Below are 25,756 nucleotides of genomic sequence, written 5' to 3' on the forward strand. Positions count from 1 at the left end.
TGCACGGGCCGTGTGAAGAAACGATGCGACAGCATAGCAAACGCATTCGCAGACACGAAACCTGGCCATTCGGCAGATGGTCCGGGCGGGGGCAAATCAGTTAGACTCGACGGCAGTTCGAGCTGGCGACAGACCTGCGTTGGGGTGCTTGCCAGCCCATTGGCTTCATCAACATACGGACACGAGACACCAGGCGGTCGATGCGCTATTCAGTCGAAATCAAGAAGTTTCTGTATAGCCAGTACTTTTATGGCGGCTTGCGCATCGCAGTGGGCGTGTCGCTGCCCGCCGTCCTTTGCCTGATCGTCTTTCACAACCGCGAACTCGGCTTCACGATCGCCACGGGCGCGCTCGGCGCGTGCGCCGTCGACATGCCCGGCCCGCTCAAATACAAGCACAACGAGATGCTCGCGTGCAGCGTGATCGGCTTTCTCGCCGCGCTCGCCACCGGACTCGCGACCGTCAATCCCGTCGCGCTATGGTGCACCGTCGTGCCGCTCACGTTCGTGCTGTCGCTGATCGTCGTCTACGGCAACCGCTGGCCGCAGATCAGCTTCGCCACGCTCTTCATGATGGTCGTCACGCTCGAAGAGCACTTCACGCCAATGCAGGCGCTCATTAACGCCGCGTGGATACTCGTGGGCGGACTGTGGTTCACGTACTGGTCGACCCTGGTGAGCCGCTGGATGATGTACCGGATCGAGCAGCAGGCGCTGGCAGAGAGCGTGTTCGCGCTCGCCGACTATCTGCTCGCGCGCGCGGATTTCTTCGACCTCGACAACGATCTCGACGAGTGCTACCGCAACCTCGTCGCCAAGCAGATCGCGGCCGTGGCCATGCAGGACGCCGCGCGCGACATCGTGCTGCGCAATCTGCCCAAGCTGAAGAGCGGCCGCCTGCAGCCACGCCGCGCGACGCTCTTCAACCTGTTCATCCATACCGTCGATCTGCACGAGCAGTTCGTCGGCGCGCACACCGATTACCCGCTCGTGCGCAATACGTTCGGCGGCTCGGACCTGCTGATCTTCTATCGCGATCTGATCCGCAAGGCCGCCGCGGACCTCGAAGATATCGGCCTCGCCGTGCTGCAGAACGAGCCGCCGCGCGCGCGGATCAACGTGAAGGCGGAGTTGCGCGCGATCGAATACGAAATCGAGCTGATGCGCAAGCAGGACTTGCCGAAGAAAAATCCGGAAGCCTACTCGACTGTCTCGGCTTCGTTCAGACGCGTCTGGAGCGCGACGCGCCTGATTGACCGGATGCGCAAGAACCTGGCGAACGAAGAAAGCACAAAGGAAACCGATCTGCGCATCGACCAGGCGCTTACGCGTTTCGTGTCGAGCCGCCGCGTGCCGTTCGGCTCGATCTTCTCGAACCTGACGATGGCCTCGCCCAGCTTCCGGCATGCGTTGCGCATGACAATCGCCGTCGCGATCGGCTTCTGGCTCGGGCGCCTGTTGCCGCTCACCAATGCCTACTGGATCGTGATGACGACCGTCATCATTCTGAAACCCGGGTACTCGCTGACCAAGCAGCGCAATGGACAGCGTATCGTCGGCACGCTGATCGGCTGCGCGGCGAGCATCGCGCTCATCATGAGCGTGAAGGAGCCGCATATCCTCATCATCGTGATGTTCGCGTGCATGGTGATGAGCTACAGCCTGCTGCTGTTCAACTACACGGCGAGCGTCGTGTTCACGTCGTCGTATGTGCTGCTGATGTTCCATCTGCTTGCGCCCGGCAGCCTGCATATCATCGGCGAGCGCGCAATCGACACGGTCGTCGGCTGCGCGATCGCGATTGCCGCGAGCCATCTGTTCCCGTACTGGGAATATCGGCTGATGGGCAAGCTCGTCAACGACATGATCGCCGCGATGCGCAGCTATCTGGAAGCCAGCTGGTGGTGGGGAGACAAGCCGGCTGCTGCCGTCATCACGCCCTCCGCGCTAACGGAAGCAGCCGCGCTGGCGCCTGCCGTGGCCGTCGCGGAAATTGCCGCGAGCGGCGCTAACGGGATCATGGAATTGTCCGGCAACCCGGCTGGTTCGGGATCGAATGCGTCGGGAGCGGCGGCCGCAGCCGCTGCTTCGACGGGCGCTGCGGTCAAACCGTCCGCTCCCACGCCCGCCGCCGCCGCTGCCGCGAGCGCGCTCGATCGCGACTATCGCTATCGGCTCGCGCGCAAGAACGTACATGTCGCGTTCGCCAATCTCGGCCAGGCGTTTCAACGGATGATGCTCGAACCCAAGTCCGCGCAGAAGTTCGTGCCGGAACTGAACGGCCTGCTCGTGCGCTCTCACGTGCTTGCCTCGCAGATCACGGCGGTGGCGCCGTTGCTGCGCACGTCTTCCCAACAGATGGGCGGCCCATCGCATCAGCCCTTGCAACGCGCGCTGACGGTGATACGCGACAACCTTGCGAAAGCCGAGGAAGGCGACCCGCCTCCCGCCGATCAGGTCGACATTTCAAAACAGTTGACGCGTGAACTCGATGCGATGGTGATCGAAGCGGAGCGCTCGCCCGACTACACGCCGGATGCCGTGCACGATCTGAAGCTGCTCGCGCATCAGTGCAAGCAGATGCTCGCCGCGTCGTTTCAGATCCGCAAGGATGCGGGCGTGATCCGCTTGCCCGAGAACTAACTGAGAGGGTCGCGCTTACTGCGACGCACCCTTTGCAGCATTGACGGCAGCCGCCGCCGCGGACGCTGCTGACGCCGCTGGCGCCGTCGTATCGGCGGAATTTTCGCGGTCGTATTCGCGCTTTTCGGAGATCGCGTTATAGAGAATCGTCGCGATCACCAGCAACACGACAACGACGATAAACACTGCGATGCCAAGCGTCGGGTTTTTCTTCTTGCGCGGATCGTTCATGTGTCGGGCTCTGCTGGCAGGTGGATGCGGCAAAGCGGGCATTCTACGCTGAAGGACCTTGCGCGCGGCTTGCAGTCCGGCATGCTTGCGCGATCGCGGAACACCGCACCACAACGCGAAGCAACCCGGCAACGCTAGCGGCTTTCCGCGACCACGGACGCCCGCACCGGCAGGGCCGTCGAATACTTGATCTGTTCCATCGCAAAGCTGGAACTCACGTCGTAGAGCGGCACGGCGCGGATCAGTTGCTTGTAGACACGGTCGTAATCGTCGATATCCGAGACGACGACGCGCAGCAGGTAGTCGGTCTCGCCGCTCATCCGGTAGACCTCGACCACTTCGGGAATGTCCTGCACCGCGCGCGTGAAGTCCTGCGCCCAGGCTTCCGTGTGCTGGTTCGTGCGCACGGCGACGAACACCGTCGTGCCGACGCCCAGTTTTCGCGGATCGCACAGCGCGACCTGCGCGCGGATCACACCCGCTTCCTTGAGCCGTTGCACGCGCTTCCAGCATGGCGTTTGCGACAGGTTCACCCGCGCCGCGAGTTCCGCGATCGGCATCGTCGCGTCTTCCTGCAGGAGTTCGAGCAGCCGCCGATCAATGATGTCCATTCCCATCTTTCACCCAGATAGAAAATTATTCTATTTCTCGTCAAGACGAGGGAATTATATGGAAACTCTTTCTCTGCGCAAATCGGTATAAATGAGGGCAGTCCCCGATCTCGAAAAACAACGTCAGCGGAGCCTTTCATGAACCCGTCAGCCGGCCTGATCACACGCGAACCCTCGTTGGCCCAAAACCCTTCCATGTCCTGCGCGATGCCCGCGCCGGACGCGATCTCGCAGTTTTGTGCGGCGCTCGACGCCGCCTTCGACGCCTGCGCCGGCTCCGATGATCCGTCGCGGCACGCGGCCTTCGCACGCGGTGTGCGCGCGGCGCTTGCCGAAGCCGCCGCCGACTCGTCGCTGCTCACCGAAGCGCAACGCGAAGGCGCCGCCGCCTGCTATCGCCGCCATCTGCTCGCCGCCGATCCGCAAGGCCGCTATGCCATCGCTGCGCTCGTCTGGATGCCCGGCCAGGCGAGCCCGGTTCACGCGCATCACACGTGGTGTGGCTATGCCGTCATCGACGGCGCGTTGACGGAAACCGTTTACGACTGGAACGCGGATACCGACTGCGCGACACCCGTGCGCGAGCAGTTGCGCGAATCAGGCGCCGTGTCGTTCACGCGCTCAGGCCGCACGGGCATCCATCGGCTCGGCAACTGCAGCGGCAGCACCGCCATCTCGCTGCACATCTACGGCGTTTCCGGCGAACAGATCACGACGCATGTGAACGACATCGTGCGCGTCGCCGACAGCGTGCAAGCCGTTCCCGCCTGAGCAACGCGTCGTCCGCGCTGTACGCATCAAACGAAAGGCGTCACGCATAACCGCGTGACGCCTTTCTCATACAAGTCTTCACCCTCTGTCAGGTCTTCCCGCCGTCGCCCGCCGTTGGAATCTGCGGCGGCACGGATGCCGTTTGCCCCGTCGACGGCGGCGCCGGACGCGGCTCGTGCGACACGTCGCGCGCCGGCGGCATCGGGCCGCCCTTCTTCGGCCTGAATGGCGTCGTCGTGCCCGTCGCGGATTCGCGCGCATATTCCTCATGCTGCGCGTGCTCTTCCTCCCTCAACACCTCGCCCACTTCGTCGCCGCGCGATGTATGCACGCGCATCTGTGGCACGGGAATCTCGATGCCCGCTTCGTCCATCTTGCGCTTCAGGCGCAGATTGAAGGCGCGCGCCACGCTCCACTGCTGCAACGGCCGTGTCTTGATCTGTCCTTTGACGACCATCCAGTTCGGATCGAAACGGTCGAGCCCCCAGACTTCGACGGGACCGAGCATCTCGCGCCGGTAACGGAAATCGGCCATCAGGTCTGCGCCGACCGCGCGGATCAGTTGCGTCACCTCGTCGACATCGGCGGAAAACGGCACGCGCACTTCGAACACCGCATACGCGAAATCGCGCGACAGGTTCTTCACGATCTTGATCTGCGAGAACGGAATGGCGTGAATCGCGCCCTGGCCGTCGCGCAGCCGCACGGTGCGGATCGACAGATATTCGACCGTGCCCGCGTGCCCGCCGTCGATGTCGATCCAGTCCCCGACCGAGATCGTGTCCTCGATGATGATGAACAGGCCCGTGATCAGATCGCTCACCAGCGACTGCGCGCCGAAGCCGATCGCCAGACCGATCACGCCCGCGCCCGCGAGCAGCGGCGTGACGTTGATGCCGAGATTGGCGGCCGTGACGATGCCCGCGATCGTCAGGATCGTCACGAACAGCACATTGCGCACGAGCGGCAACATCGTGCGCGCGCGCATGCTCGGGTTCTTCGACTTGTTGCGCGGGCCGCTCGGATTGACGGCTTCCTGGATCGCCGTGTCGATCAGTATCCACACGAGCCACGACACGAACACCGTGATCAGGATCGCCGTCAGCGCGTGCGCGATGCCGCGCGCCGTGACGCTCTCTTCGATGATCTGTGCAAGCGATACATCCCACAGCCGCGACGCGAATTCGAAGTACGCGAGCCAGACGAACAGCGTGATCAGCGTGCCCGCGAAGCGCAACAGGCGCGTCAGATAGGGCGAACGGCGCCGCCGGCGCGCATTGCGCGGCCGCGTTACGCGCAGCACGATGGCCGACAGGAAGAACGCGAGCACCAGCAGCAGCGCCGTCACGACGGAAATCTGCAACACGTTCTCACCGCTGCCGATGCCGCCGATCGTCGCGATCACGGAAGCTGTCGCCAATACGAGCATCGGCACGTGCCAGAGCGACGCGAGCACTTCGAAGCCGTCGGTCGCGGCCTTGTGATCGTGCCGCTGTTCATAAGCGCGATTGCGGATCAGATGCGCGACGGGACGGCGAAACGCGAGCGCAAAGTAGGCGGTCAACACGGCCGCCGTCATGTTCGAGACGGTCGACACCAGCGCCGCGAGGTTCGTTCCGAGTTCATGCGCGACGTCGTAATTGACGGCGGCATCGCCGAGCGCGCTGCAGATGCCGATCGCGAATAGCGGCCGGCGCGCCTGCTCAATCAGCAGCCGCACGGCTGTGCGTCGGTGGCCCGAGCCGAACAGCGAGAACATGATCAGGCAGATCGCGGAGAACACGGCACCCGCGACGATCGCATACGCGATCACCATCGCGATCGTGCGGCCGAGCGAATCGGGCATCGAGCGCACGAACATCAGCGCGGCGACGAACGCGACGATCCACGGCCCCACGCGGCGCAGCGCGAAGATCAGCAGTTCGCGCGTGGTTGGATTGGGATCGAGCCGCACGACGATGCCAAAGCGCGCGTGAATCCTGCGCTGCAGGTAAATCAGGGCCGCCGCGCACGCACCCCACCCCGCGAGCACGGCGATCATGTTCAGCAACACGCGGCCGAAGTGCTCGCGCCCCTGGCTCGTGACGATCGTATAGATTTCGTTGCCCGCCGCGTTGAAGCGGCCCGACCAGTAGTTGAACGGCGAGCGTCCCTGCTGCACGTCGCTTTCGAACGATGCAATGCCCGCCGCGATCGCGCCGAGCAGACCGGCGCTCGACGGCGCGCTGGCGGACACGGGCGGCCCGACGGTCTTCGTCGCGTCGCGCAGTTTTTTCAGCTGCGTGACGAGCGCGGTGCGCTGGCGGTCGCTGTCGAGCGTCGTGATGACGCTGTCGAGCGATTTCTCCAGCTCGGCCTGACTGGCGGGCGACGGCGCCGATGCCGCATCCGCCGCCGACGCGCCCGACGCGGGCGCCGCCGTCGAAACCGTCGCGCTATTGATCAGGCTCTGCAGCGCGGGAATCACCGGCGTGCCCGTCGCGGCGCCCGCGGCTTGCGCGGTGCCCGGCATGCCGAGGCACGCGCCAGCGAGCGCGAAACACAGGCACAAGGCGGACGCGAGCGCGCCCGAACGCGCCCGGCGTAATGCTCCGGCGTGCGAAAAGAATTTGGATAAAGCGCGAAAAACGGCGTCAATCGCCAGAGGCCCGCCGGAAGACGGCGCAGCCTGCGATTCACGCCGCGCGAGGCATGACTTCATGGCAATCCGTGACTTTTGTGCAAGCAATCTGCATGGGAACGGGAGACGCCAAGTTTAGCGGGTGTCGTCGAGGGAAAGCTCCCCGATGCGTAACCGAATGTTAGTGCACTTGCGCGGCGGCGCGACAGTCGCTCATGCGCGCCGCGCGGCGCATGCGCGGCGCGCGGCGGGATTTCGAAGCCCTCAGTACGCGACGGTCGCGAGCTGGCGAACGAAACGGCCCTGCTCCAGCTCGTCGACGAACGCGATTGCGTAGTCTTCCGCCGAAATGCTGCTGTTGCCCTGCGCATCGACGATCAGCGCATTGGCGCCCGTGCGGAACGTCCCTTTGCGCTCGCCCGGCGCGATCAGCGCAGCGGGCGCGAAGAACGTCCAGTCGAGATCGCTGGCGGCACGCAGGATGGGCAGCACGTCGCGGTGCGCGAGCGCGATCGCCTTGTAGGCGTCCGGAAAGCCTTCTGTGTCGACCAGTTGCTTGCCGGGCGCCACTTCGAGCGAACCCGCGCCGCCCACCACGACCAGACGTTTGATGCCCGCCGCGCGGGTGCCTTCGACCAGCGCTCGGGTCGCCTTGTCGATCAGCATGAGGTTGTCCTGAGGCGGCGCATAGGCGCTTGCGACGACATCGTGTCCGCGCGCCCCGGCCGCGACGCTCGCCGCATCCGTCACGTCGGCCTGCGCCGCTTTCAGGTTCGCGACATCGGCAGGCACGCGCTCGGGATTGCGCGAGAAAGCCGTCACCTGATGCCCGCGGCGTGCCGCTTCCGCCGCGATGCGCGAGCCGATCATGCCTGTTGCGCCAAACAGCGCGATCTTCAGTGTCTTGCTCATGTCAATGTTCCTTCCGCTTAAATGTAACTATGTTGATTACATATTTGTTTAAAAAAATCGGGGCGATGCCCCGCACTTCATGCTTCATGCTTCGTGCTTCGTGCTTCGTGCTTCGACTGCGTTCAACTGTCCACGGCTTTGCGCTTACGTTCGCGCGCCCGTTCGGCGCGCACGACGTCGGCCGTCGCGTCGGCCAGCGTGCGCGACGCCAGCGACGCTTCGAGCGCCTGTTGCGCATCGCCGATGATGCCCGTCAGCACCGTCTGGATGTTGCGTCCGACCATGCACGCGGGATTCGGCGTCTCGCGATGCATGGCGAATAGCTGCGCATCGTCGACGGCGCGGTAGACGTCGAGCAGCGTGATGTCCTCGGGCTCGCGCGCCAGCAGCGCGCCGCCGCCCGCGCCCAGTTGCGACGTGGTGAGGCCCGCTTCCGCGAGCATCGCCAGCAGACGCCGGATCAGCACGGGATTCGTGTTCACGCTTCCTGCGATCATGTCCGACGACAGCGGCACGCCTTCCTGCAACGACAGCAGGGCGAGCACATGAACCGCAAAGGCAAATCGGCTACTCGTATTCACAACGCTAGATCATCCGATGCGCATCAGACGCGCAAACCACCTCACGCCAGCCAGCGACGATGTGTAATCATCATAGTTACACTTGTCACGCGGGTCAAGCGCCGGATTATTTGTCCATCTGTTTCTGGGCGTCACTGGATTCGGTGGGCGCGGATTGCGCGCTGCTCGTCGATGCTTCGCTCGACCACTGCTGCAGCTTGCGTCCCGCCGTTTCGAGTCCCGCGCCCGTCGAGCCCATCGCCTTGTTGACGGCGGCGTTCGTCGCGCTGGCGGCGTTGTCCAGATTGGCACGCGCCTGCGACGCGAGCGCGTTCGGATCGAGGTTGATCGACGGGCCGGATGCGGCCGTGTCGAGATTCTGTTGCGCCGTCGCCTTCGCGGCGTCGACCTGCTGGCCGACATAGCTTGCGGCCTGATCGAGCTTCTGACCGGCCTGCTGCGAGAGATCGTTGAGCTTCGTCGCCGTCTGCCCCGCCGATGCATCGTTTTTCTGGCAGGCGGCAAGACCTGCTAGCAGCATGGCAGCAAAGGCAGTCGTACGGACAAGCGGATGGCGTGAGATAAGTTTCATACTTGTGGTCGAGCCGCGGCGAGCGGCTTCATCATGCGAAAACGCCTCAATGATACGCCGTTGCGGATGACCGACTCTTCGGCCTCCACCGCGAAGCCCGCCCGCTCGAATGCGCGCCTCGCGCTGACGCTGACGTCGGCCGTCAACGCAAGCGCGTCCGCATCGCGCGCCCGCGCTTCGAGCCGCGCGAGCAGCGCCGCCGCGATCCCTTGGCGCATCAAGGCCGGCGCGACATAGAGCATCTCGATGTGATCGGCCGGATGGAGTTGCCCAAACCCGGCATACGCGCTGCCGCGCAAAGCGACCAGCGTGACGCCACGCGAAAGCCGCGCGCCGAACGCGGCGAGGTCGTCGGCGGCTGACGCCCATGCCCCGCGCGCCGCCGGATCGTAACCCGCGGCAGCCAGCGCCGCGTCGCGAAAGAGCGCGGCGAGAGACGCAGCGTCAGCGGGCCGGAACAGACGGAAGGAAAAAGGAATTGGATCGATCATGCGTTCGCGATGTTGTCAACGACCCTGGAGTAGACTGGCCGACGTTCGACGTGTTCCCTCAACCCTTGGAGGCATGCGATGGCAGCGAAGAAGATTCTGTTCCTGACGGGCGACTTCGCCGAGGATTACGAAACGATGGTGCCGTTCCAGGCACTACAGGCAGTCGGCCATATCGTCGACGCCGTCTGTCCCGGCAAGCACGCGGGCGACCGCATAAAAACAGCGATTCACGATTTCGAGGGCGACCAGACGTACACCGAAAAGCCCGGCCACTACTTCACGCTCAACGCAAGCTTCGATGAAATCGATCCGTCGCAATACGACGCGCTCGCGATCGCCGGCGGCCGCGCGCCGGAGTATCTGCGGCTCAACGCGAAAGTGATCGAGGTCGTGCGGCAGTTCGCCGAAAGCAACAAGCCTATCGCCGCGATCTGCCACGCCGCGCAACTGCTCGCCGCTGCCGACGTGATCCGCGGCAAGCGCATTTCGGCCTATCCCGCGTGCGCGCCCGAAGTGAAGCTGGCGGGCGGCGACTACGCGGACATTCCCGTCGACGCTGCCGTCACCGACGGCAACTTCGTCACGGCCCCCGCGTGGCCTGCGCATCCCGAATGGCTGCGCCAGTTCCTCGTGGTGCTCGGCACGCGTATCGAACTTTGATCCGCGTCAAGGCCGGGCATGCGTCCGGCCTGTCGATCGGGCGCGCATGCGCGTTGTCTATCCTGTTTGAGAGTTCTCCGATTTCCGTGACCGGTACCGCCACCTAGAGTTGCAGGTTAACTTTGGAAGGCACCATCATGGATCTCACAAACTGGGTGATTATTCTCGCTGTCGCGCTGATCTCGCTAACCTTCTTCTGCTCGCGCGCGCCGACCCACTGGTCGATCGAAAACCGCGCGCGGCGCTTCACCGGCACGCGTCTGCTCGCACAGGCCGTGCTGTCGTTCTGGACCGCGCTTCTCATCCTCACGCGCGGGCTGTTCGCGCTGGGTTCACGCGCCGTTCACGTCGCGCCCACGGTCATCCTGACGGGTGCGCTGCTGCTGATCATCGCGAGCGGCTACTGGTCAATCCGCGGCCGCAGAATGCTTAAGCCGCGCCGTCTGTTCTCCGCCTCCTGAGCGCTTTGCGGGCACGCTACGCGCTATCGCGCGTCCGCCCGCAACGCCTGTCCATCGCCCGTTGTCGCGGTATCGTGCTCGTCGTCGCGCGACGGTGCAGCGGCATCCGGCAGCGACAGATAGAACGTCGTTCCCACACCCTCCGCCGATTCCGCCCACACGCGTCCGCCGTGCCGCTCGACCATACGCCGCACGAGCGCCAGACCGATCCCCTCACCCGCCGCCACGTTGCCATGCAGCCGTTGGAACGCATTGAACAGACGCGGCATCGCGATTTCCGGAATACCCAAGCCGTTGTCCTTCACATAGAAGATGCGTAGCGTCTGCACGCCAGGCGGCGCAGGCGCCGTGCCGATTTCGACGACGCCCGTGCGCTCCGGGCTCAGATAGTTGATCGCGTTGCCGATCAGGTTCGCGAAGATCTGTTCGAGCGCTGTCGGATCGCCCCATACGGGCGGCACCGCCTGCACGATGACGCGCGCGCGACGGTCGCGAATCGTGGCCTGCATCGCGTCGATCACGCGTTGCACGATGTCGCGCACCTCGACCTGCTGACGCCGGTATTCGACGCGTCCCACGCGCGATAGCCGCAGCAGCGCGTCGATGATGTGCGACGCGCGCAGCACGGCCGTCTGCAGGAAATGCAGCGCCTCGCCGATGTCTTCGTCGATCAGCCGCTCGACATGCTCGCGCTGATGCGTCGACAGCGACGACTGGCGCAGGGCTATGCGCAGATCGTCGCACGCGTGCGTCAGTTCCTTCGAGAAACCCTGCAGATTGACGAGCGGCGCGCGCAGATCGTGCGACACGCTATAGATGAACGTCTCGTTTTCCTGAGTTTGCTGGCGCAGCGTTTCGTTGGTCTGCGCGAGTTCGGCGGCGTGGCGACCCAGATCGGACTGGAAGCGCGCCTGCTGGCGCTCCGCCTCGAGCAGCTTGCGGCTCGTCATATGCAGCGTCAGATCGAGCCGCGCGATTTCATCGTTGCCGGGCGTAAGCGGCGCCAGCGGCTCGTTGCTGGCGAGCCGGCTGGCGTTGTCCGACAGCAGCGCAAGCCGGCCGCGCACGCCGCGCGCGAACACCCAGAACGCCAGCGCGACGAACACCAGCGAGCCGACCACAGCCGCGACGATCAGCGACTGCTGCCGCTCCCGCGCCGCCGCGGCCTCCGCCGAGCGCACCGAATCGAGCTGCCGCTCCTGCGCCTGAAACGCCGCGATCTGCGCGCGAAAGCCGTCGAGCACGTCAGTTCCGGCGAGGTCGCGAAAACGCTGCAGCACGTCGCGCCGGCGTCCCGAGCGGATCAGGTCCTGCACGCGGTCCGACCATTGGCGGTACATCTGCACGGCCTGGCGGATCTGCGCGGCACGCTCGACTTGCGTGGGATTGTCGGCGACCAGTTCGGCGAGCCGGTCGATGCGCCGGTCGACGTCCATCCAGAACGCCACGGGCGTGGAGGTATCGCGTGTGCCGCTGACGACGGCGCCGCGCAGCCGCACCGATTCCAGCAGCACGGGCGCGAGAATGTTGGCCGTCTGACGCAGCACATCCTCGCTGTGCATGCTCCAGCGCTCGGCCTGTTCGGCATCTGACTGCGCCTTCACGAGTCCCGACAGCAATGCCAGTTCGAAGACGGCGGGGATCGCAATCAGAAGCAGGCCTTTGGTCGTCAGTCTCATGCGCGCGCCGGGAGAGTCGGGAGCCGGCGGGTCGCGCCGGGGACGGCACATTATGTCGGCGATTGCAGTCCGTGACAAAGCGCGGCTCGGCGGGCGCATCGCCAATCTGGTGCAAGAACGAGTGAGTCCCAGGCGCCCGGCGCAGCGTACTTTCGGGCTGCGTTCCGTTGCGCTCGTTCGCCAATCACCGCGTTATGAATTCGAAGGGAAATATTAAGCAAATCATAGGAATATGCCCGTTTTTGGGATAAGCAAATGCCCCAATTCCGCACTCATGCACATTCTCGGTGCCGCGATGGCGGACGTGTGTCGCGTGAACTAACGAACGGAAACACCACGAGACCACGCCAGCCCATTCCAGTGCAGCCTCGCACCGACAACACGCGTCCGCGCATCTATTTGGCCCACTTCTTGCATTCGATGCCCGCTTTTTGCGCATCGCAGGAATCAAACGGATGGACAGTCTGAAAACCGGTACCGATACCCTCTTTCTTCTGCTCGGCGCGGCGATGGTGCTCGCGATGCACGCGGGCTTCGCGTTCCTCGAGCTGGGCACGGTCCGCAAGAAAAATCAGGTCAACGCGCTGGTGAAGATTCTGGTCGACTTTTCGGTATCGACGATTGCCTATTTCTTCATCGGCTACACGATCGCCTACGGCGTCCAGTTCTACGGCAGCGCCGAGACGCTCGCCGCGCACAACGGCTATGCGCTGGTGCGCTTTTTCTTCCTGCTGACGTTCGCCGCCGCGATTCCCGCGATCGTGTCGGGCGGCATCGCCGAGCGCTCGAAGTTCAACCCGCAGCTGTTCGCGACCTTCGTGCTGGTCGGCTTCATCTACCCGTTCTTCGAGGGAATCGTCTGGAACGGCCACTTCGGCATCCAGACGTGGCTCACGCAGGCGCTCGGCGCGCCGTTCCATGATTTCGCGGGCTCCGTGGTCGTGCACGCGTTCGGCGGCTGGGTTGCGCTGCCCGCCGTGATGCTGCTCGGCGCGCGCCACGGCCGCTATACGCGCGACGGCCGCATCGCCGCGCACCCGCCGTCGAACATTCCGTTTCTCGCGCTCGGCGCGTGGGTGCTGGCCGTCGGCTGGTTCGGCTTCAACGTGATGAGCGCGCAGACCATCGACAAGATCAGCGGCCTCGTCGCCGTCAACTCGCTGATGGCGATGGTCGGCGGCACGCTGACCGCGTGGCTCGCGGGCCGCAACGACCCGGGCTTCACGTACAACGGCCCGCTCGCGGGACTGGTGGCCGTATGCGCCGGCTCAGACGTGATGCATCCGCTCGGCGCGCTGTTGACGGGCGCCGTCGCGGGACTGCTGTTCGTCTATATGTTCACGATCGTGCAGAACCGCTGGCGCATCGACGACGTGCTCGGCGTGTGGCCGCTGCACGGCCTGTGCGGTGCATGGGGCGGCATCGCGGCGGGGATTTTCGGCCTGCACGCGCTGGGCGGGCTGGGCGGCGTCTCGTTCGCGGCGCAGGTGATCGGCACGCTCGGCGGCGTCGTGTTCGCGACGCTCGGCGGCACGATCGTCTACGGCGCGATCCGGATGACGGTCGGACTGCGCATCGACCAGGAAAACGAGTTCAACGGCGCCGACCTGTCGATCCACAAGATCACGTCGACGCCGGAACGCGAGACGGTCGGCTGACGCCATCTGGCGCACCGCTGCAAGCCCGCCGCGTCTGGTGTAACCTCCCGTTTCAAGGATCGGGACATGCCCTTGGGCGCGCCGCCGATCCTTCATACAAACGCGCGCGCCGATGATAGACTTGCGCGCGCCGGAGATGGCATTCTCCTAAACCGCCCTCGTGGCTGATGATGCCTGCTTCGCCCGGACCTGCGGACGTTGCAGCGTCACGCCTCGCCGCAGCCCGGTTCGTCGATGTTCGGCTTTCCAGGTTTGCTCATGTATCTGTCCATTCTTGCCGTCGGTATCGGCGGCGCACTCGGTTCGCTGTTTCGCTGGTTCCTCGGTCTGCGCCTCAACGCGCTCTTTCCGGCGCTGCCGCTCGGCACGCTCGCGTCGAATGTGATCGCGGGTTACATCATCGGCGTGGCCGTCGCGTATTTCGGGCGCAATCCGCAGATCGCGCCCGAATGGCGGCTCTTCATCATCACAGGACTGATGGGCGGCCTGTCGACCTTCTCCACGTTCTCCGCCGAAGTCGTCCAGCATCTGCAGCAAGGGCGCCTCAACTGGGCCGCTGGGGAGATTGCGATTCACGTGGCGGCGTCCGTCATCATGACCGTGCTCGGGATCGCGACGGTCGCTGTCGTCTCGCGCTGAACGGCACGCACGCGCCGCCCGACAAGATCGCCACGATGATGACTGACACCCGCCGTTCATCAAAAGATCATCGCTGAACGCTGCCGCGTGTGCGTCGCGTGGCTGTATCATCGTCGTCATATGCTGCGGGCATCGTGACGACTCATCACGTACGCACCGCCGCCGAACGCGCGACGAACCTCGCATCGTCGCATCGTCGCCAAAAAAGGGCTTGGGCCGGACGGCGCGCGCTGCGCCCGCTTCGCGCGCATCCCATGCAAGCCAGCCGGGGACCTCTTGAAGTACAGATATCTTTCGCGTCGTTCGTTGCTTCCGCTGCGGCGCAGCGCAGAGGAGTTGTCGTTTGCGTTTTCGGAGCTGCTCGCGCAGCCGCTGAGCCGGCCCGAAGCGGCCGCACGTTTCGAAACCCTGTGGAACGAAGTCAACAACGCCGCGCAGTCATGCGACGACACCGACGCCGCCTTCACGTACATCGCGTTGCTGCACAGCATGGACCAGCGCTGGCGGTTCCTGAGATCGATGAACTAGCGGGCAAACGACCGTGTCCTCCCATCAGTCCGATAACGAGCAAACCAACGCGACCGCGCGGCCAGCCCGCTCCGCCGACGAAATCGAAAAGGACTTTCTGGATTTGCTGGTGTCGGGCATTCCGCCCGACGTCGCGCACGACAAGTTCGAGCGCCTGTGGGACGAGACGAACGCCCTCGCCGCATCGTGGATGATGACGGCGCAAGGGCTTCCATATATCGCGCTGCTCAAGCGCATGCATACGGCGTTCGCGGAGCGCTTTCCGCACTGAGCGGCTGAGCGCGAATGGCTCTCTGGCAACGCGGCGGCACGCGTGGCCGCCGCGCCACAGCTTACGACTTCGCGGGACGCCCCGTCTTTACCGCTTCGAGTTCCTGCACGGCCGCGATCAGCCGTTTGGCGGGCGACACGGCGAGCAGATTCAGACCCGCGCGCAGCAATTCGCTCTTCTTCACGGAAAGGCCCGCGTCGAGGCAACGCTGCTTGAGTTCGGCGATCTTTGCGTAGTCGGATTTGGGCATCGTGAAGCTGTCGCGAACGACTTTTTCCTTCTCCTTCTTCACGCGCGCCTTTTTCTCGGCGGCGGTAGCGGGTGCCGCCGGTGCGGTCTTCGCAGTCTTCGCGGTCTTGACGGCCTTGGCTTCCTTAGGCGCCTTCGCAGGCTTCGCGTTCGCGGCAGGGCTCGCGCTGTTGGCTGCCTTTTCTGCCTTTTCTGCCTTTTCTGCCTTTTCCGCCTTTGCGCTCTTCACCGCTTTCACAGCGCCCGCAGTGCTCGTAGTGCCGGCGGCCTTCGCGGGTTTGGCGGCTTTGGCGGTCTTCGGGCTTGCGCTTGCCGCTTCCGGCGCGCTCACGGGCGCCTGCCCGGCCGCCGCTGCTTTCTTCGCTTCCGGGGTCTGCGAAGCCTTTACTGCAGGCTTTTTCGTTTCGGTAGCCGGTTCCTTCGCGCTCTTCGGGAAGTGGAAGGCCTTCTTGGTGGGTTCCTTGATTCGTGGCGTGCTCATCGTGTTTCCTCGTTAACGGTATAAACAGTATATACGGTTTATCGGACAGTGCCGCGCGCCATAAAGTGTTGTGTGGAAGACAGCGCCCGCTAAGCTTCGTGCAGCAAACGCACCGCCTCGCGCCAGCGCGCCTTGCGGCACTCTTTCAGAAAGACGAGCGCTGCGTGCGCCTCGGTTTCATCGGAGAACAGGCTGGTGTTTTCGCGCAACAACGCAATGCTTGCCGTCACGTCGTTGAGTTCGCCGAAGCACTGCTGCAGTTTCTTGAGACGCTTCAACGTCTGGTCGTGACCGACGTCATCGAGCACGGGGCCGAAAAACTCGATCAGATAGCGAACCTTCTTGCCCGCCTTGCGCACGTCGTGAAGCGCATCGTAGTCGGCGCGTTTCGCGCGGGACGCCGTGCGCATCCGCTTTCGCAACGACTTTTCGGCGGCACGCACGCGCTTTGCTGCGAACTTCCGCAATGCGTGCCTTTCGGGCGCCGTGTTCAATTCCTTCGATGTGCTTGCGAGCGCGCCATGCAGCACGTTGCGTATGTCCGCGTTGACGAGCGTCTCGCGGCTCGCCGCCAGCGCGCGCTCGCGCGCTTCGAGCAGGCAGGCGGGTGCGGCGCTCGTCACGCCCTCTTCACCGTTTTCGCTCTTTGCGTTGGTCTCGCCCGCCAGCAGTTCCAGCAGGATGTCCCAGTCGCGTGTCTTACCGGCGGCATCGGCGAGAAAGCGGTACAGCGCGCGCTGCCGCGTGTTTTCCTGCCTGTCGAGCAGCGGACCATACGCCCACCACAACGAGCGCAAGCGCCGCAGCGCAACGCGCAGTTGATGCAGGGATTCCGGCGAAGCGTCGGCGTGAATGGATGCGTTGTGCGAAAGCGCTTCGTCGACGAGCGGCGCTGCGAGCGCGGCGAACGTCGACTCCGCTTGCGCCTCGCCGCCGGAGTCGGCGACATCATGCGCGCGATCGTCGTGTTTCATGGGGCCTCGTATCGGGAGCGACAGCAAGATGCCTTGTGATGCATCGACCGATGCAGCAGACATCATACGCTTTCCCGATCGCGCCAAAATCGCGACTTCGGGTGCTGCGTCTATCTGTCCTGCGGCAGGTTGCGTGCGACGAACGTCGGCAGATCCATCACGAGACAGAAGCTCTCGCCTGCCGCGAGCACGCAGTCGACTGGAACCGCCGCGCCCTCGTCTCGGGGCGCCTTGCGTCGCAATGCGACGACGCCCTGAATCCAGCGCTGGAATGCGGGTAACGGCCATCCGCACCACGCGACGTCCACCACTGCCACTTCCACGTTTTCCTCCTGCAGCCAGCCGCCGATGTAGTTGCGTGCGCGCAGTTGCAACCGCGGCAACGGCATCGTCTGCGAAACGCTCGCCACATCGACATGCCCGCTTTCGCTCGCCATGCTTTCGGCGGGAGCCAGATAGATGAAATAGTGCGGCGCGAGTATCCGCGTGCTGGCGAGCCTATCAACCGCGCCACCTTCGACGCGACGCTCGGACAACACGAACGCGTGCGCGTCGGGCGCCGTGTGCGCGCGCATCTCTGTCAGCTTGACGCGTAGCGCTTGAATTTTCTGCTTGCACGCATTCGTCCAGCGCTGTTCGGCATCGTTGAAATCGAGTTCGAGCGTGCTGAGGTCGCCCGGATGCACGGCCTTCGCATCCGCGAGCGCGCGTCGCGCCGCGACGATTGCCTTCGGCGCGCTCAGCGAGATGTATCGCGACAACTCGCGGCCGATGTCGTCGTCATCGATCCGGTATTCGAGCAGGCACCAGCGCAACGACGGATCGTGCATGGCCGCGTCGGCGCGCACGACACGTCCGCCGAGCGCCATCGTCGCGTACAGATATTCGACTGTCTTGCGCGTCGTCGACGCTGGCTGTTGATGTGGTGCAAGTGCGGGCTGGCTGAGATTCAGGGCGTCCATGTTCATTCCGGCGTCGGGGTTCACATTGCCGCGCGCCGGTTCAATCGACGCAAGCTGATAACCCAGCACAGCTAAAACTACGCCACGTGTCTGGCGCCCCGCTCGCCGACCAGGATGCACACGCAAGTCACGCTCCCTCGCGCGTCGCCTGAACGGACAGGAGCGGACAGGCACGCCGGATGCGCTATGCATCCCGTGAACTTCCAAAGGAGGAAATCATGACCATACTTGACCCGAAAATGAACCCGGCTCGTGGGGGCGCAGGCATCGTCGGCGGTGGCGTGGGCGAAGGTCCGGGGCCTGAAGTGATGGCCGCGGCGACGCTGGATGGCAACAAGGTCGTCTCGTCGGACGGCGAACATGTCGGCAAGATCTCGGACATCATGCTCGACGTGCGCAGCGGACGCGTCGCCTATGCGGTGCTGTCGGAGGGCGGTTTCCTCGGCATGGGCAGCAATCTGCACGCGATCCCCTGGAGCGCGCTGACGCTCGATACCGACGAGAAGGTATTCCGCGTCGATATCACCGCGCAACGCATCAAGGACGAACCGGGCTTCGACAAGGATCATTGGCCGTCGATGGCCGACGAGACATGGGGCACGCAGATGCACCAGTACTACAACCGCGATCCGTACTGGACGACGACGTCGGTCGATCCTGTCGCGGTACGGGATCGGGGGCTGTGATCCCGCTTTGACTTTCGGCTTCGGCCCAGCGTTCGCTCGTCATGTAGTGATCGGGCGAACGCTGATTCTTCTTTCCTTTGCCGATTTGCCGTCGCGGCGGCCGTCCTGCTGGACGGCCGCCGCGTCCTTTCATGGATGCGCGACGTTGGATCGAACGCGGCACTCCGACACCAGCGCATGCGGAGTGTTTGTCCGCGGCGAACATCGACGCGTCCCGCCGGCCACCCGGATCGGGACGCACAACCGGCCGCAGCCCCGCCGGTGCTCATTGAAGCGACGCAGGCATCACCGTCGGCACGGTCATTGCACTTGTTGGCCATAACTAACAGGAGCAGGACATGATGCGCCATTTTCCGCATGCAGCCGAACCGAGGTCGATTCGCACGACGACCATCGTCGCCATCGCCGCGCTAGCCCTTATCGCCGCTTGCGGGACGGGGATTGCCGCACTTTTCGGGCTTCTGCCCGAATCAGAAAATGTCGCGGTCACGGTGACCACGATCCCGCTGGTCGATATCTGGCGAAATGAGTCGAGCGCACCTATCCGGCCGCAGTCTGAAAACCGGGATTCGGAGATGCCCGTGGAGTAATCACCGGCACGGTTGACGCGAGTCGAATCGAACGTTTCGCCTCAGCACGTCCCCGCTTCACGACACCCTCCGCCTCTTCCCTTCCAGTCGCAAACGCGCAGCGAACCGTCGGAAATCGATCCGGCGAAAACCCGTCATGGTTCTCCGACGATCCCATAAAGCGGACCCGGTTACGGGTGGAAAGCCCAATTCAAAAGCACAAAAAAAAGGCGCCATGTTTCCATGGCGCCTTCAAAAAGTTCTAGCCATTCCGAGGGCCGTGCTAGAACCTGAGAGACGGTACTGAAAAACTGCCTGGAAAGCGGCGCCGCGGCGGCTGCATCTGCTTTTGATGCGCGCGCGATTACTGCACACTTTCGAAATATAGTTCCATTTTTTATGGTAATGCTGACTAAGTCAAGCAAAATTTAATCGCCGCAGACTGCTCGAAAATTACATTCCTATACAATGAATCGTCGTAGGAAAAAGGGACTTAGGCCTTGCTGAGAGAGGGCCTGGGGCGCTTTCAGGAAGTCACTGCCCTGAAACGTGTTCCACAATATTGAAATAACGTTTCATAAAAACCACATGAACCAGTCATCGACGCGCCCGGCCGTCATGGATTCCGCGAAGGAAAAAGACGGTTCCGGCGACGAGGTCACCGCGCTCGCACGCGGCCTGACGGTGCTCCGGCGGGTCGCGGCAGCCGACGCCCCGCTGTCCAACCGCGAGCTGACCGAACTGACGGGCATTCCAAAACCGACCGTCTCCCGGATCACCGCAACTCTCGTGAGCGCCGGCTTTCTGTTCCGTCTGCCCGACAGCGAGCGTTTCGTGCTCACGTCGTCGGTGCTGGAACTGAGCAACGGCTTTCTGCGCAACTTCGATATCCGCGCCCGCTCGCGGCCGTTTCTGATCGAGCTGGCCGAGCGGACCTCTTTGTCCGTGCACCTTGCAGTGCGCGACCGGCTCGAAATGGTCGTCATCGATGCGATCAAGCCGCGCTCCGCCGTGCTGGTGTCACGCCTCGACGTCGGCTCACGGATGGATCTGAGCCGCACCGCCGTCGGACGCGCGTATCTGGCGGCGCTCACCGACACGGACCGGGAAAAGCTGCTGATCGGCTTGCAGGCGGCAGCAGGCGACGACTGGGGAACCATCGGCGCCCGGCTCGACGCGGCACTGCGTGAAACGACTGCACAAGGCTTCGCGATTGCGACGGGCGAATGGCACGAAGGGCTCAACGCAATTGCGGCGGGCTTCATCGGGCCTTCGGGCGAGCGCTACGCGGTCAACTGCGGCGGGTCTGCGCATCAGTGCCCGCGCGACTGGCTCGTGTCGCGCGCAGCGCCGGCGCTGCTCGAGACAATCGACCGGATCGTCCATGAAATCGGCGGCACGCCGGGGCGCCGGCTGGACGCCTGAGCACGGTGAGCGGCAGCCGCGCGCCGCAGCCGTAAGCCGATGAAAACCCCGACATCCCGCTGACACACGCCTTTCGATCGCGCCACATTTGTGTAACGGTCGTAATCCGCCGAAAAATACGCCGCTGGACTGTAACTCGGCCCGAGACGTAGCATCATGCTTTCCCGCGCGCCCGGGGAAGCTGCCACAGTCCTCCGCGCGCCCGCCAGCGCATGCGCATCGGCAACGCGGACGGGAACGCGCCCGGCAACGGACGCAGCGGCGGACATCAGGACGGCCAACAGGGAGGAGCCGTCAGTCATGCCGATAACGTGTCTGGCCGCGAAGAGCGGCCGCCGTCACGTCACGGTCATCGCGATGAATCACGCATCTATTAGCATCGCGCAGGCGTGCGCGATCAACACGAAGCGGCGCCCGGCGAAACACGGCCGCGCGCATCGCACGTTTACATCAGCATGTTTGCCCCAGCACGTTTGCCCTATTAAGCCAGCCACCTGATCGAACGATGGACGAACAAAAAAAGAAGCCTGAACCTTCACGCAACGCCGCCCCCGCCAGCCCGCCTCCCGGGCGCGATCCCGGACCCGGCGCGGTCAAGCGGCATCGCGGCCGCACGATCGCGCTGATCGTCGCCGTCGTGGTGATCGCGGGCATCGTGCTGGTGCGCTGGCATCCGTGGAACAAGACCGCTGACGGCGCAAGCGCGGCAGCGGGCGCCAGCGGCGCACAGGCGGGACGCGCCAGCAGCGCCAGCAGCGGTGGCCGCCGCGGCGGCGCGGGCGGCGCGAACCAGCCGCAACCCGTTCACGTGGCAACCGTGAAGCAAGGCGAAATGCCCGTCGTGCTGAATGCGCTCGGCACCGTCACACCGCTCGCGAACGTCACCGTGCGCACGCAGTTGACGGGCACGCTGCAGACGGTCGCATTCCAGGAAGGTCAGATGGTCAAGAAAGGCGATCTGCTCGCGCAGGTCGACCCGCGTCCGTATCAGATCAGTCTTGCGAATGCCGAAGGCACGCTCGCCAAGGACACGGCGCTTCTGCAAACCGCCCGTCTCGACTTGAAGCGCTATCAGACGCTGCTGTCGCAAGACTCGATCGCGAGCCAGCAGGTGGACACGCAGGCGTCGCTGGTCAAGCAGTACGAAGGCCAGGTGAAGGCGGATCAGGCGAACATCGACACCTTCAAGCTCGATCTCACCTACGCGCGCATCACGGCGCCCGTCTCGGGCCGCGTCGGCCTGCGCCAGGTCGATGCCGGCAACTACGTGACGCCGGGCGACACGAACGGCGTCGTCGTGATTACGCAGTTGCAGCCGATCAGCGTGATCTTCACGACCTCCGAAGACAACCTGCCCGCCATTCTGAAAGGCATGCACGCGAACCAGAAGATGTCGGTGACGGCCTACGACCGCAGCAACACGACCTCGCTCGAAGCGGGCTATCTGGAAACCATCGACAACCAGATCGACACCACCACGGGCACCGTGAAGCTGCGCGCGACCTTCCAGAACAACGAAGGCCTGCTGTTCCCGAACCAGTTCGTCAACACGCGCCTGCTCGTGAACGTCGTGAAGGATGCCGTGATCGTGCCGACTTCGGCCGTGCTGAACGGCTCGATGGGCGCGTTCGTGTATGTCGCGAAACCCGATAACACGGTGACGGTGCGTCAGGTGAAGGTCGGCCCCGTCGACGGCGAGCGCACCAGCATTGCGTCGGGCCTGCAGGTCGGCGAGCGCGTCGTGATCGACGGCTCGGACCGGCTGAAGGAAGGCGCGAAGATCACCATTCCCGCCGATCGTCCGCGTGGCGCGTCGGAGGCTTCGGGCGCATCGGCGGCCCATGCGGCTTCGGGCGCATCGGGTGCCGCGGGTGCGATGGGTGCCTCTGGCGCGCACCGTCACCGGCACGCGTCGCAGACGTCGGCGGAATAACGGCTGATACCGCATGAATCCATCCCGCGCCTTTATCCTCCGCCCGGTCGGCACCGCCCTGCTGATGGCGGCGATCATGCTGGTCGGGCTCGTCGCACTGCGTTTTCTGCCGCTGTCCGCGCTGCCCGAAGTCGACTACCCGACCATCCAGGTGCAGACGTTTTATCCGGGCGCGAGCCCGGATGTGATGACGTCCTCGGTGACGGCACCGCTCGAACGCCAGTTCGGGCAGATGCCGTCGCTGAACCAGATGTCGTCGCAAAGCTCGGCCGGCTCGTCGATCATCACGCTGCAGTTCAGCCTCGACCTGCCCCTCGATGTCGCCGAGCAGGAAGTGCAGGCGGCCATCAACGCGGCGGGCAACCTGCTGCCGTCCGACCTGCCCGCGCCGCCCATCTACGCGAAGGTCAACCCCGCCGACGCGCCCATCATCACGCTCGCGATCACCTCGAAGACGCTGCCGCTCACGCAGATCCAAGACATCGCCGACACGCGCCTCGCGCAGAAGATCTCGCAGGTCGCGGGCGTCGGCCTCGTGAGCCTGTCGGGCGGCCAGCGCCCCGCCGTGCGCATCCAGGCCAATCCGCGCGCGCTCGCGTCGTACGGGCTGAACCTCGACGATCTGCGCACCACGATCTCGAACCTCAACGTCAACACGCCAAAGGGCAACTTCGACGGCCCGTCGCGCTCGTACACGATCAACGCGAACGACCAGTTGACGGACGCCGACGCGTACAAGAGCGCTGTCGTTGCGTACAAGAACGGCCGCCCGGTGATGCTGACGGACGTCGCGACCATCGTGGCCGGCGCAGAAAACACGAAGCTCGGCGCATGGGTCGACAGTACGCCCGCGATCATCCTGAACGTGCAGCGCCAGCCGGGCGCGAACGTGATCCAGGTGGTGGACAGCATCAAGAAGCTGTTGCCGACGCTGCAGCAGTCGCTGCCCGCCGCGCTCGACGTGCAGGTGGTCACCGACCGCACCACGACGATCCGCGCGTCCGTGCGCGACGTGCAGTTCGAACTGATGATGTCGGTCGTGCTCGTCGTGCTGGTCATGTATCTGTTCCTCGCGAACATCTACGCGACCATCATCCCGAGCCTGTCGGTGCCGCTCTCACTGATCGGCACGCTCGCCGTGATGTACCTGTGCGGCTTCTCGCTGGACAATTTATCGCTGATGGCATTGACGATCGCCACCGGCTTCGTGGTCGACGACGCGATCGTGATGATCGAGAACATCGCGCGCTACGTCGAGGAAGGCGAGTCGCCGTTAGAGGCCGCGCTGAAAGGCTCGAAGCAGATCGGCTTCACGATCATTTCGCTGACGGTCTCGCTGATTGCGGTGCTGATCCCCCTGCTGTTCATGGGCGACGTGGTCGGGCGGCTCTTCCATGAGTTCGCGATCACGCTTGCGGTGACTATCGTGATCTCGGCCGTCGTGTCGCTCACACTGGTGCCGATGATGTGCGCGAAACTCTTGCGCCACACGCCGCCGAAGGAAAGCCACCGCTTCGAAGCGCGCGCGCACGCGGCGATCGACTGGGTGATCGCACGTTATGCCGTCGCGCTCGAATGGGTGCTCAACCGGCAGCGCTCGACGCTCGTCGTCGCCGTGCTCACGCTCGTGCTGACGGGCGTGCTTTACGTCTACATTCCCAAGGGCTTCTTCCCGGTACAGGACACGGGCGTGATCCAGGCGATCACACAGGCGTCGCAGTCGGTGTCGTATGCATCGATGGCCGAGCGCCAGCAGCAGCTCGCCGCCGAAATCCTGAAGAACCCGAATGTCGAAAGCCTGACCTCGTTCATCGGCGTGGACGGCAGCAATATCACGCTGAACAGCGGCCGCATGCTGATCAACCTGAAACCGCGCGACGACCGCGACGCGACCGCGAGCCAGGTGATCCGCCAGTTGCAGCGCGACACGTCGCACATTCCCGGCGCGACGCTCTATATGCAGCCGGTGCAGGATCTGACCATCGATTCAACCGTCAGCCCGACGCAGTACCAGTTCATGCTGACCGATCCGAATATCGACGAATTCGCGACCTGGGTGCCGAAGCTGATGGAGCGCCTCGCGCAGTCGCCTGAAATCGTCGACGTCGCGACCGACCTGCAGAACAACGGCCAATCGGTCTATGTCGAGATCGACCGCGCGTCGGCGGCCCGCTACGGCATCACGCCCGCTACGGTCGACAACGCGCTCTACGACGCATTCGGGCAGCGCATCATCTCGACGATCTTCACGCAGTCGAACCAGTACCGCGTGATTCTCGAAGCGCAGCCGACCATGCAGCACTACACGGAGTCGCTGAACTCGATCTATCTGCCGTCGTCGACGTCGTCGGGCGGACAGGTGCCGCTCAACTCGATTGCGAGCTTCCACGAGAAGCCCGCGCCGCTGCTCGTCACGCACCTGAGCCAGTTCCCGGCCACGACCGTCTCGTTCAACCTGGCGCCTGGCGCGTCGCTCGGCGAGGCGGTGAAGGCGATCCAGCAGGCGGAAAAAGACATCGGCCTGCCCGCTTCGTTCCAGACGCGCTTCCAGGGCGCGGCGCTCGCGTTCCAGGCGTCGCTGTCGAACGAACTGTTCCTGATCCTCGCCGCCATCGTCACGATGTACATCGTGCTCGGCGTGCTGTACGAGAGCTTCGTGCACCCGATCACGATTCTTTCGACACTGCCTTCAGCGGGCGTCGGCGCGCTGCTTGCGCTGCTGGTGACGGGCCACGATCTCGACATCATCGGCATCATCGGTATCGTGCTGCTGATCGGCATCGTGAAGAAGAACGCGATCATGATGATCGACTTCGCGCTCGAAGCCGAGCGCGAGCACGGCAAGCCGCCGCGCGAAGCGATCTATCAGGCCTGTCTGCTGCGCTTCCGCCCTATCCTGATGACGACCATGGCGGCGCTGCTCGGCGCGCTGCCGCTGATGCTCGGCACGGGCGCGGGTTCGGAACTGCGCCGCCCGCTCGGTATCGCGATTGCAGGCGGCCTGATCGTCAGCCAGTTGCTGACGCTCTTCACGACGCCCGTGATCTATCTCGGCTTCGATTCGATTGCGCGGCGCCTGCGTGCGCGCTTTCATCGTGAAGGTCATGGCGATGGTCCGACCCGGCCGCCCGTCACCGACGCCGACGCCTGA

General features: G+C 64.3%; 24 protein-coding genes and 1 riboswitch. Of the genes, 13 read left to right on the forward strand and 11 right to left on the reverse strand.

All coding sequences use genetic code 11. From position 1 onward, the window contains the following. Window positions 1–200: 200 nt before the first annotated feature. Complete coding sequence (locus tag H1204_RS10310; RefSeq protein WP_180728222.1) at window positions 201–2,642, forward strand: FUSC family protein; 2,442 nt, start codon at window positions 201–203, stop codon at window positions 2,640–2,642. A gap of 15 nt (window positions 2,643–2,657) precedes the next feature. On the opposite strand, the gene H1204_RS10315 is transcribed toward H1204_RS10310, so the two are convergent. Continuing rightward, the gene (locus H1204_RS10315; protein ID WP_180728223.1) at window positions 2,658–2,873 is read right to left on the reverse strand and encodes a hypothetical protein; all 216 of its coding nucleotides are present in this window, start codon (window positions 2,871–2,873) and stop codon (window positions 2,658–2,660) included. Between the two features lie 134 nt (window positions 2,874–3,007). After that, window positions 3,008–3,490: an Lrp/AsnC family transcriptional regulator gene (locus H1204_RS10320; RefSeq protein ID WP_036004599.1), complete on the reverse strand. Its 483-nt coding sequence runs from the start codon at window positions 3,488–3,490 to the stop codon at window positions 3,008–3,010. Between the two features lie 189 nt (window positions 3,491–3,679). Between H1204_RS10320 and H1204_RS10325 the strand changes: the two genes are divergently transcribed. Further along, window positions 3,680–4,255 carry a cysteine dioxygenase family protein gene (locus H1204_RS10325; RefSeq protein WP_243468614.1) on the forward strand — a complete coding sequence of 192 codons (576 nt, stop codon included), beginning with the start codon at window positions 3,680–3,682 and terminating at the stop codon, window positions 4,253–4,255. Window positions 4,256–4,343: 88 nt separating this feature from the next. On the opposite strand, the gene H1204_RS10330 is transcribed toward H1204_RS10325, so the two are convergent. The 5 genes from H1204_RS10330 to H1204_RS10350 all read right to left on the reverse strand — a co-directional run bounded on the left by H1204_RS10330 (window position 4,344) and on the right by H1204_RS10350 (window position 9,430). Continuing rightward, window positions 4,344–6,956, reverse strand: coding sequence for a mechanosensitive ion channel family protein (locus H1204_RS10330; RefSeq protein ID WP_180728225.1), 2,613 nt, complete (start codon window positions 6,954–6,956; stop codon window positions 4,344–4,346). 183 nt (window positions 6,957–7,139) lie between these two features. Next, on the reverse strand, window positions 7,140–7,787 hold the full coding sequence (locus tag H1204_RS10335; protein WP_180728226.1) for an NAD(P)-dependent oxidoreductase: 648 nt from the start codon (window positions 7,785–7,787) through the stop codon (window positions 7,140–7,142). Between the two features lie 122 nt (window positions 7,788–7,909). Beyond that, entirely contained in the window at window positions 7,910–8,368 is a 459-nt protein-coding gene (locus H1204_RS10340) for an Rrf2 family transcriptional regulator (RefSeq protein ID WP_180728227.1), read from the reverse strand. Between the two features lie 106 nt (window positions 8,369–8,474). Next, complete coding sequence (locus H1204_RS10345) at window positions 8,475–8,888, reverse strand: hypothetical protein (RefSeq protein ID WP_180730927.1); 414 nt, start codon at window positions 8,886–8,888, stop codon at window positions 8,475–8,477. 47 nt (window positions 8,889–8,935) lie between these two features. Next, window positions 8,936–9,430 carry a GNAT family N-acetyltransferase gene (locus H1204_RS10350; RefSeq protein WP_180728228.1) on the reverse strand — a complete coding sequence of 165 codons (495 nt, stop codon included), beginning with the start codon at window positions 9,428–9,430 and terminating at the stop codon, window positions 8,936–8,938. Between the two features lie 78 nt (window positions 9,431–9,508). Between H1204_RS10350 and H1204_RS10355 the strand changes: the two genes are divergently transcribed. Beyond that, complete coding sequence (locus tag H1204_RS10355) at window positions 9,509–10,090, forward strand: DJ-1/PfpI family protein (protein ID WP_180728229.1); 582 nt, start codon at window positions 9,509–9,511, stop codon at window positions 10,088–10,090. Window positions 10,091–10,227: 137 nt separating this feature from the next. Further along, window positions 10,228–10,551 carry a hypothetical protein gene (locus tag H1204_RS10360; RefSeq protein WP_180728230.1) on the forward strand — a complete coding sequence of 108 codons (324 nt, stop codon included), beginning with the start codon at window positions 10,228–10,230 and terminating at the stop codon, window positions 10,549–10,551. A gap of 23 nt (window positions 10,552–10,574) precedes the next feature. Here H1204_RS10360 and H1204_RS10365 read toward each other — a convergent pair whose 3' ends face one another. Then, a complete protein-coding gene (locus tag H1204_RS10365) occupies window positions 10,575–12,230 on the reverse strand; it encodes a sensor histidine kinase (protein WP_180728231.1) in 1,656 nt (551 codons plus the stop codon). 455 nt (window positions 12,231–12,685) lie between these two features. On the opposite strand from H1204_RS10365, the gene H1204_RS10370 reads away from it, so the two are divergent. The 4 genes from H1204_RS10370 (at window position 12,686) to H1204_RS10385 (ending at window position 15,326) form a co-directional block, all read left to right on the forward strand. Continuing rightward, window positions 12,686–13,888: an ammonium transporter gene (locus H1204_RS10370; RefSeq protein ID WP_180728232.1), complete on the forward strand. Its 1,203-nt coding sequence runs from the start codon at window positions 12,686–12,688 to the stop codon at window positions 13,886–13,888. A 123-nt stretch (window positions 13,889–14,011) separates the two neighbouring features. After that, a riboswitch (Fluoride riboswitch) is annotated at window positions 14,012–14,072 on the forward strand. Window positions 14,073–14,146: 74 nt separating this feature from the next. Further along, window positions 14,147–14,527: a fluoride efflux transporter CrcB gene (crcB, locus tag H1204_RS10375; RefSeq protein WP_042308530.1), complete on the forward strand. Its 381-nt coding sequence runs from the start codon at window positions 14,147–14,149 to the stop codon at window positions 14,525–14,527. Between the two features lie 276 nt (window positions 14,528–14,803). Further along, complete coding sequence (locus H1204_RS10380) at window positions 14,804–15,055, forward strand: hypothetical protein (protein ID WP_180728233.1); 252 nt, start codon at window positions 14,804–14,806, stop codon at window positions 15,053–15,055. Window positions 15,056–15,068: 13 nt separating this feature from the next. After that, complete coding sequence (locus H1204_RS10385; RefSeq protein ID WP_180728234.1) at window positions 15,069–15,326, forward strand: hypothetical protein; 258 nt, start codon at window positions 15,069–15,071, stop codon at window positions 15,324–15,326. Window positions 15,327–15,387: 61 nt separating this feature from the next. Here the strand turns inward: H1204_RS10385 and H1204_RS10390 are convergent, their stop codons facing one another. The 3 genes from H1204_RS10390 to H1204_RS10400 all read right to left on the reverse strand — a co-directional run bounded on the left by H1204_RS10390 (window position 15,388) and on the right by H1204_RS10400 (window position 17,992). Continuing rightward, window positions 15,388–16,056, reverse strand: coding sequence for a hypothetical protein (locus H1204_RS10390; protein WP_180728235.1), 669 nt, complete (start codon window positions 16,054–16,056; stop codon window positions 15,388–15,390). 89 nt (window positions 16,057–16,145) lie between these two features. After that, window positions 16,146–17,030 carry a CHAD domain-containing protein gene (locus tag H1204_RS10395; RefSeq protein WP_180728236.1) on the reverse strand — a complete coding sequence of 295 codons (885 nt, stop codon included), beginning with the start codon at window positions 17,028–17,030 and terminating at the stop codon, window positions 16,146–16,148. Window positions 17,031–17,140: 110 nt separating this feature from the next. Then, entirely contained in the window at window positions 17,141–17,992 is an 852-nt protein-coding gene (locus H1204_RS10400; protein ID WP_243468471.1) for a hypothetical protein, read from the reverse strand. A gap of 218 nt (window positions 17,993–18,210) precedes the next feature. Between H1204_RS10400 and H1204_RS10405 the strand changes: the two genes are divergently transcribed. The 5 genes from H1204_RS10405 (at window position 18,211) to H1204_RS10425 (ending at window position 25,756) form a co-directional block, all read left to right on the forward strand. Further along, window positions 18,211–18,678, forward strand: a complete 468-nt coding sequence (locus H1204_RS10405) for a PRC-barrel domain-containing protein (protein WP_042308453.1) — start codon at window positions 18,211–18,213, stop codon at window positions 18,676–18,678. Between the two features lie 338 nt (window positions 18,679–19,016). Then, entirely contained in the window at window positions 19,017–19,268 is a 252-nt protein-coding gene (locus H1204_RS10410; protein ID WP_180728238.1) for a hypothetical protein, read from the forward strand. A 567-nt stretch (window positions 19,269–19,835) separates the two neighbouring features. Then, complete coding sequence (locus H1204_RS10415; protein ID WP_180728239.1) at window positions 19,836–20,672, forward strand: IclR family transcriptional regulator; 837 nt, start codon at window positions 19,836–19,838, stop codon at window positions 20,670–20,672. Window positions 20,673–21,177: 505 nt separating this feature from the next. Beyond that, a complete protein-coding gene (locus H1204_RS10420; RefSeq protein WP_180728240.1) occupies window positions 21,178–22,605 on the forward strand; it encodes an MdtA/MuxA family multidrug efflux RND transporter periplasmic adaptor subunit in 1,428 nt (475 codons plus the stop codon). A 13-nt stretch (window positions 22,606–22,618) separates the two neighbouring features. Beyond that, the gene (locus H1204_RS10425) at window positions 22,619–25,756 is read left to right on the forward strand and encodes an MdtB/MuxB family multidrug efflux RND transporter permease subunit (RefSeq protein WP_180728241.1); all 3,138 of its coding nucleotides are present in this window, start codon (window positions 22,619–22,621) and stop codon (window positions 25,754–25,756) included.

The organism is Paraburkholderia sp. PGU19 (genome assembly GCF_013426915.1).
Taxonomy (GTDB): domain Bacteria; phylum Pseudomonadota; class Gammaproteobacteria; order Burkholderiales; family Burkholderiaceae; genus Paraburkholderia.

Bases quoted from the DNA above. Each gene is read 5' to 3' on its own strand.
- H1204_RS10355 (WP_180728229.1), top strand. From the start codon at position 9,509: ATGGCAGCGAAGAAGATTCTGTTCCTGACGGGCGACTTCGCCGAGGAT.
- H1204_RS10360 (WP_180728230.1), top strand. From the start codon at position 10,228: ATGGATCTCACAAACTGGGTGATTATTCTCGCTGTCGCGCTGATCTCG.
- H1204_RS10395 (WP_180728236.1), bottom strand. From the start codon at position 17,030: ATGAAACACGACGATCGCGCGCATGATGTCGCCGACTCCGGCGGCGAG.
- H1204_RS10350 (WP_180728228.1), bottom strand. From the start codon at position 9,430: ATGATCGATCCAATTCCTTTTTCCTTCCGTCTGTTCCGGCCCGCTGAC.
- H1204_RS10420 (WP_180728240.1), top strand. From the start codon at position 21,178: ATGGACGAACAAAAAAAGAAGCCTGAACCTTCACGCAACGCCGCCCCC.
- H1204_RS10365 (WP_180728231.1), bottom strand. From the start codon at position 12,230: ATGAGACTGACGACCAAAGGCCTGCTTCTGATTGCGATCCCCGCCGTC.
- H1204_RS10415 (WP_180728239.1), top strand. From the start codon at position 19,836: ATGAACCAGTCATCGACGCGCCCGGCCGTCATGGATTCCGCGAAGGAA.
- crcB (WP_042308530.1), top strand. From the start codon at position 14,147: ATGTATCTGTCCATTCTTGCCGTCGGTATCGGCGGCGCACTCGGTTCG.
- H1204_RS10405 (WP_042308453.1), top strand. From the start codon at position 18,211: ATGACCATACTTGACCCGAAAATGAACCCGGCTCGTGGGGGCGCAGGC.
- H1204_RS10310 (WP_180728222.1), top strand. From the start codon at position 201: ATGCGCTATTCAGTCGAAATCAAGAAGTTTCTGTATAGCCAGTACTTT.
- H1204_RS10315 (WP_180728223.1), bottom strand. From the start codon at position 2,873: ATGAACGATCCGCGCAAGAAGAAAAACCCGACGCTTGGCATCGCAGTG.
- H1204_RS10345 (WP_180730927.1), bottom strand. From the start codon at position 8,888: ATGCTGCTAGCAGGTCTTGCCGCCTGCCAGAAAAACGATGCATCGGCG.
- H1204_RS10400 (WP_243468471.1), bottom strand. From the start codon at position 17,992: ATGGACGCCCTGAATCTCAGCCAGCCCGCACTTGCACCACATCAACAG.
- H1204_RS10320 (WP_036004599.1), bottom strand. From the start codon at position 3,490: ATGGGAATGGACATCATTGATCGGCGGCTGCTCGAACTCCTGCAGGAA.
- H1204_RS10335 (WP_180728226.1), bottom strand. From the start codon at position 7,787: ATGAGCAAGACACTGAAGATCGCGCTGTTTGGCGCAACAGGCATGATC.
- H1204_RS10370 (WP_180728232.1), top strand. From the start codon at position 12,686: ATGGACAGTCTGAAAACCGGTACCGATACCCTCTTTCTTCTGCTCGGC.
- H1204_RS10325 (WP_243468614.1), top strand. From the start codon at position 3,680: ATGTCCTGCGCGATGCCCGCGCCGGACGCGATCTCGCAGTTTTGTGCG.
- H1204_RS10425 (WP_180728241.1), top strand. From the start codon at position 22,619: ATGAATCCATCCCGCGCCTTTATCCTCCGCCCGGTCGGCACCGCCCTG.
- H1204_RS10330 (WP_180728225.1), bottom strand. From the start codon at position 6,956: ATGAAGTCATGCCTCGCGCGGCGTGAATCGCAGGCTGCGCCGTCTTCC.
- H1204_RS10410 (WP_180728238.1), top strand. From the start codon at position 19,017: ATGATGCGCCATTTTCCGCATGCAGCCGAACCGAGGTCGATTCGCACG.
- H1204_RS10390 (WP_180728235.1), bottom strand. From the start codon at position 16,056: ATGAGCACGCCACGAATCAAGGAACCCACCAAGAAGGCCTTCCACTTC.